Annotated in this window: 5 protein-coding genes; 4 read left to right on the forward strand and 1 reads right to left on the reverse strand. The window is 48.3% G+C overall.

Annotation, left to right across the window (positions count from 1 at the left end; translation table 11 throughout):
* Positions 1–62 precede the first annotated feature (62 nt).
* From VN105_RS27550 to VN105_RS27565, 4 genes are all read left to right on the forward strand, one after another.
* Positions 63–1,697: a DUF1800 domain-containing protein gene (locus VN105_RS27550; protein WP_325646322.1), complete on the forward strand. Its 1,635-nt coding sequence runs from the start codon at positions 63–65 to the stop codon at positions 1,695–1,697.
* A gap of 18 nt (positions 1,698–1,715) precedes the next feature.
* Entirely contained in the window at positions 1,716–3,299 is a 1,584-nt protein-coding gene (locus tag VN105_RS27555; protein WP_325646324.1) for a DUF1501 domain-containing protein, read from the forward strand.
* Between the two features lie 43 nt (positions 3,300–3,342).
* Positions 3,343–3,699: a hypothetical protein gene (locus VN105_RS27560; protein WP_325646326.1), complete on the forward strand. Its 357-nt coding sequence runs from the start codon at positions 3,343–3,345 to the stop codon at positions 3,697–3,699.
* A gap of 72 nt (positions 3,700–3,771) precedes the next feature.
* Positions 3,772–6,228 carry a TonB-dependent receptor gene (locus tag VN105_RS27565; RefSeq protein ID WP_325646328.1) on the forward strand — a complete coding sequence of 819 codons (2,457 nt, stop codon included), beginning with the start codon at positions 3,772–3,774 and terminating at the stop codon, positions 6,226–6,228.
* 14 nt (positions 6,229–6,242) lie between these two features.
* Here the strand turns inward: VN105_RS27565 and VN105_RS27570 are convergent, their stop codons facing one another.
* Positions 6,243–6,713, reverse strand: a complete 471-nt coding sequence (locus tag VN105_RS27570) for a hypothetical protein (RefSeq protein WP_325646330.1) — start codon at positions 6,711–6,713, stop codon at positions 6,243–6,245.
* Between the last annotated feature and the right edge of the window lie 31 nt (positions 6,714–6,744).

Below are 6,744 nucleotides of genomic sequence, written 5' to 3' on the forward strand. Positions count from 1 at the left end.
GATTAAAGTTTTTATTAATTTGGCGGTATAAACGGCCCCTAAGCCATCAACCATATCGCTTTATGGATCGCAGACAATTCCTTACCTTATCGCCTGATCGCCATCAAACGCGAACTGCTGCTACTATTGCCCGTACCGCCACCGGCATTACACCATATACCGGTACCTGGGATACACTGCAACGCATTCACCTGCTGAAACGCACCCTGTTCGGGGTTACACCCGCAAACGTTAATGCATTCAGCAGTCTTACAATGCAACAGGCAGTAGATACACTGCTCACCGCACAACCGGATCCTTTACCCCCGGTCAATAACTACGGTATCGATGACACCGGCGTTACACCCGGCGCTACATGGGTCAAAGCCCCGCTTGGCGATGAAATGCTGGAACAGAAAAGGATCGCATCCTATAAAGCATGGTGGACAGGCCAGATGATCAACCAACAGGCAAGCATACACGAAAAAATGGTGCTCTTCTGGCATAACCACTTTGTTACGGAAACAGGAATGGTAAACGATAGCCGTTTTCTCTATCAATATAATCTTACCCTGCGCCAACATGCCCTCGGTAATTTTAAAGCCCTTACCAAGGCAATCACCCTGGATCCCGCTATGCTGGTATATCTCAACGGATACCTTAACTCCAAAGGCGCCGCCGATGAAAACTACGCAAGGGAATTACATGAACTTTTTACAGTGGGAAAAGGACCGGATTCACATTATACAGAAGATGATGTAAGAGCCACCGCACGCGTGCTTACCGGCTTCCGGGTAGACAGAACCAACATCGTAAGCCTGTTCGATACTACACAACATGATCTTGGCAACAAAGAATTTTCAGGATTCTATCTCAATAAAGTAATCTCCGGGAAAACAGGCCAGGAAGGCGCCAAGGAACTCGACGACCTCCTCACGATCATCTTCCTGCAACCGGAAGTAGCAAAGTTCATCTGCCGCAAACTGTATCGCTTCTTTGTATACTATGATATTGATGCAGCCACAGAACAAAATGTAATTACACCACTGGCAGATATTTTCCGCAGCAGCGGCTACGATATCAAAGTAACGCTCAATGCACTTTTTACCAGCGAGCATTTCTTCGATCCGCTGAATATGGCCTGCCTTATTAAAAGCCCGGCCGACTTCTGCATCGGTATCTGCCGCGAATATGGCATACCCTTCCCAACCGATTATACCAATCAATATAAAGCATGGGCAGTAGTGCAGGACAGGGCCGCCGCTATGCTGCAGAACTTCGGAGATCCCCCGCTGGTGGCCGGTTGGGACGCCTACTACCAGGCCCCCGCATTTCATGAACTGTGGATCAATACCGATACCCTGCCCAAACGCAACCGCTTCAGTGATGGCCTCGTAAGCGCCGGTGGATTCAATGGACTCCGGATAGACACACTCGCCTTCGCCAGCAGGCTGCCACACCCGGAAGATCCCATAGCATTGGTGAACGATTCCCTGGATATACTTTATCGTGTAGGCGTTTCCGATACCGTAAAAGGATTCCTGAAAAATAAGATCCTTCTGAGCGACCAAAGCCCCGACAGCAACTATTACTGGACCCAGGCATGGAACGCCTGGAAAGCGTCGCCAACAGATGCCGCCCTGAAAGATAACGTGGAAAGCCGCCTCCAGGCACTGTATAAATACATTATGGACTTGTCTGAATATCAATTATCCTGATAGCAGAAAAACCTTTTTATGAAAAGAAGAGACTTCCTGAAATATACAGCGCCAGCTGCTATCCTGCCAACTTTAATCAACGGCTTTTCCATTAAAGCCTTCGGTTCATCCCCCATGCTGGATGCACTAAGCACTGCGTCTGCCGACAATGATCATGTACTGGTAATGATCCAGATGACTGGTGGTAATGATGGCCTTAACATGGTCATCCCACTGGATATTTATGGTAAATACCAGGCGGCACGTTCAAACATTGCCATACAGGAAGGAAAGGTGCTCCGCCTCGATAATTACACCAAATCCGGCCTCCATCCCGCTATGACAGGCATACAAAAACTTTACAACGACGGAAAAGTAAGTATCGTTCAAAGCGTTGGATACCCCTCGCCCAATTTCTCGCATTTCCGTGCTACCGATATCTGGCTCACCGGTTCTAACTCCAATGAGGTGCTTACCACGGGTTGGGCAGGCCGCTATCTCGATACACAATATGAAGGATTCCCCGATGGCTATCCCAACGACAAAGCACCCGATCCGCTGGCTGTGCAGATAGGCTCTATCGTATCGCCCGCTTTCCAGGGCCCCTACGCCAGTATGGGCATCGCTATTACCAGCGCTACCGATTTTTATAACCTGATAGATGGCGTTACTGATCCTGTACCCAATACCAAATGGGGAAAAGAACTGGAATATATCCGCCTCATCGCGAAACAAACCAACAGCTACGAAAAAGCGATTACTGCCGCGGCAAAAAAGGTAACCTCACAAGGCGCTTACCCGGCCAATAACAGCCTCGCGGAACAACTGAAAATAGTAGCGCGCCTGGTGGCAGGCGGACTGAAAACAAAACTTTATATGGTAAGCACCGGGGGCTTCGATACCCACGCCAACCAAACGGAGGGCGGCGATACCAGCAAAGGCGGTCACGCTAACCTGCTGGGCGGCGTTTCAGACGCTATCAAAGCCTTTATGGACGACCTGAAAGGACTGCACGCTTCCCGCAGGGTAGTAGGCATGACTTTCTCCGAATTTGGCCGCCGTATTAAATCAAATTACAGCATGGGTACGGATCATGGCGCGGCCGCTCCCATTATTATTTTTGGAGATTATGTGAACCAGGGAGTGCTGGGAAATTCTCCCGCATTGCCGGACGCTTCCTCTGTAATCGATAATATTCCCATGCAGTACGACTTCCGGTCTATCTATGCATCTATCCTGGAACAATGGTTCTGCGTGGATCAAACAGTATTGAAAACCATTCTGCGGGACGATTACCAGCGCCTGCCGCTTATCAGCGGCGTGGCCTGCGGTACCATTACCGGCCTGCCCGACCTGGATACAGATGATAAAAAGCTTATCACCAACTCACCAAACCCATTCGCAAATTATACCACCATTACCTATGTTACCGGCAGCGGCAACACATTGGTGCAGATCTTTGATACTACCGGCCGCCTCATTGGCATACCCGTGAATAAAGTGCATGCACCCGGTACCTATACATTCACCTTTGATGCGCATAACCTGCCCAATGGCATTTATTATGCCCGCTTCCAGAACGGCCCTGTACAACAGGTTCGCCCTATGCTCAAAGTAAACTGACCTTATAATTTCATTAATATTCGTGCAACACCGTTGCAAATAGATGGATTTTGCTACCTTTGCCTCCGTGTACAAACACTATCTGCATAAAATATTAGCAATTATTCTCCTGGGAGTATTTATTATAAATACCATCCCCAGGGAGTTTATACACGAATTTACAGGTCACCATGATACGGTAGACGGCCTTCACCAACACGACGGACTCACCATATCTGAACAGCACCGCCACTGCGATTTCCTGCAGATAGGCGTAGAACCCTACGAGTTATTTGTTACTTTATATATACCTCCGGTCCAGAAAGTAATCTGGGTATTTTCTCCGCTTACGTTACCGGAAACCACGCATCTGCCTTATTTTAATCTCACTCCCAGGGCGCCCCCGGCACACCTGACTTAACCTTTTTTGTTGCAGCGTAAACCATCCGTTCGCGCTGGTTATTTATTATTACTGATTCTATATTTTTCAGATATGCATTATTTGCGTGTATTTATACTCGGGCTTTGGAGTGTAATGTTACTGGCGTTACCTGCTGCCTATGCCGGTACTAACCCCGAAGAAGGGGAATATTCAAATTCTCTGACCGGTAAAGTGGTGGACAAATCAACGCATACACCACTGCCCGGCGCTACTGTTTACCTGCCGGATCTCCGCGTAGGCGCTGCTGCCGATGCGCAGGGAAATTATATCATCAAAAATCTGCCTAAAGGAAAATACGTGGTAGATGTACACTACATCGGTTATGCTGCCTACAGCGCGCCTGTAGCCATTTCCGGCGCTACCACCCAGGATTTTGAACTCGGTGAAACACTGATAGAAAAAAATGAAATCGTTATCACAGGCGCTAACCTGGCTACATCTGCCCGGAAAACACCCACGCCCATCAGCGTGATCCGCCGCGATTATCTCGACGACAACATCTCTACAAATATCATAGATGCAATAGCAAAAGTACCGGGCGTTACACAGCTCTCTACCGGACCTGCTATCTCAAAACCTTTTATCCGCGGCCTTGGTTATAACCGCGTAGTAGTAGTGGGCGACGGCGTGCGCCAGGAAGGCCAGCAATGGGGCGATGAACACGGTATCGAAATAGACGATTACAATGTAAGCAGGATAGAAGTGCTGAAAGGCCCCGCCTCGCTGATCTATGGATCAGATGCACTGGCAGGTGTGGTGAACATTGTGCCACCCGCACCGCTGCCTTTGGGAAAAATTAAAGGCAACGTGGAAGCCAACTACCAGACCAACAACGGGCTGATGGCATACCACGCAGATATTGCCGGTAATAATAACGGCTTTAGCTGGGGCGCCTTCGTTACACAAAAACAGGCGCACGACTATAAGAATAAATACGATGACTACGTATTCAATTCCCGCTTTAACAATACCAACTTTGGCGCTAACATTGGCATCAACAAACAATGGGGATATTCCCACCTCACCTTCACTTCATTTAACCAGCACCTCGGGCTGGTGGAAGGAGAGCGCGACAGTAACGGCGATTTCCTGAAACTGGTCAATAACAACGGTTCAGAAGAAGAAGTACCGGCTACCGGCAGCGACAATAAATCCTACAGCATGACAGTGCCCAAGCAGCAGATCAATCACCAGAAAATAGTATGGGACAACAGCCTGTACCTGCACAACGGTGGCCGTATCGGTCTTACCCTGGGATATCAGCTGAATCAGCGCCGCGAATTTGGCGATGTGCTGGCGCCGTCTACACCGGAACTGTACCTGCACCTGCAAACCTTCAACTACGCACTGAAATATTACCTGCCCGAAATGAATGGCTGGCAAACAACTGTAGGCGTGAACGGGATGCAGCAAACCAATCAGAATAAAGGAGAAGAATTTCTGATCCCGGCATACGATCTGTTCGACTTCGGCGCTTTTGCCGTAACCAGCAAAACGTTTAATAAGCTCACACTGAGCGGGGGCCTGCGTTTCGATAACCGTTCCCTGAAGTCCAAATCACTGTTCCTGGATGAAGATGGCAAACCGGCTAATACCGGTGATACAAAATTTGACGGCTTTAAACGTAACTTCAATAATGTGTCGGCCAGCGTGGGACTCAGCTATGAAGCCAGCGAACAGGTAGTACTGAAACTCAATGCAGCAAGAGGCTTCCGCGCACCGAACATTGCAGAGCTTTCTGCCAATGGCGTGCATGAAGGAACCATCAAGTATGAATATGGTAACCAGGACCTTAAACCGGAAGTGAGCACACAGGTAGATGCAGGCGTGGATTTTAACACCGAACACGTTTCCTTGTCGGCCAGCCTGTTTTATAATCATATCAATAATTTCATTTTCTCCCGCAAGCTGTTCAATATGGCCGGCACGGATTCCATCCCCGCCGCAGATAATGATGAAGGGTATGCAGCGTTTAAATACCAGCAAACAGATGCCAACCTTTACGGGGGGGAGCTGATGCTGGATATTCACCCGCATCCGATCGACTGGCTCCATTTTGAGAACACTTTCTCTTATGTAAGAGCTACTACAGCTAACAGTACCGACTCTACGAAATATCTCCCTAATATCCCGGCGTCACGCTGGCTGTCTGAATTAAAGGGAAGATTTAAGAAGGTGGGAAAAAGCCTGCTGAAGAATGCTTACATCGGGGTGCAAATGGATCTGAACTTTGCCCAGAATGATGTGTTTTCAGCTTACGAAACAGAAACCCCTACTTCCGGTTATACCCTCTTTAACGCCGGGTTAGGTAGTGATTTTGTAAACAGGAAGAATAAAACCTTATTCTCCCTGCATTTCGCTGTCAATAACTTAACAGATGTGGCTTATCAAAATCACCTGAGCAGGTTGAAGTATGCGCCCATCAACGAAGTAACCGGCAGATCAGGCGTATATAATGTTGGCCGGAATTTCAGTGTGAAGCTCGCAATTCCGATTGATTTCAAATAGTGTTAATGTTTCTTTTAAAAGGCTCCTGCATCCGCAGGGGCTTTTTTTATGCTGTCGGCCGCCGTTTCTTTTATGGAATCAACCAGCCTGGTATAGGTAGCCTTGTTATTTTTTATTTTGAAGAAGATCTTCCGGGTTCCCGCAGGCGCCATATTGATGCCTACTACAGTATCCGTTCCCGTTATCATCAGCTGGGGAACAGGTATAACGGTATTAATGGTATCAATGGCCCGCATATAATTGATCAGCCGCCTGCCTTCCCTGGTAATGTGAATGGTTTGCATCCCTGCCCCGGAATTGGCAATGGCCGCCGTAATGCCCGCAGCCTCAAACACTGCACTGTCGCTGTTGATATTTCCATTGGTAAGGGTAAAGGGTACCGGCGCTGCGTGTGTAGCCGATGCCGTAGCTGCAGAAGGGGTTTGGGTGGCCGGCTGTTTACAGCTCAGCATTAAAACAGGTAGCAGTAATAAGGTTCTTTGCACGATGAGTAACTGTTTAAAAAGATAAAGCTAT

Source organism: Chitinophaga sp. (genome assembly GCF_035564935.1).
GTDB lineage: Bacteria > Bacteroidota > Bacteroidia > Chitinophagales > Chitinophagaceae > Chitinophaga.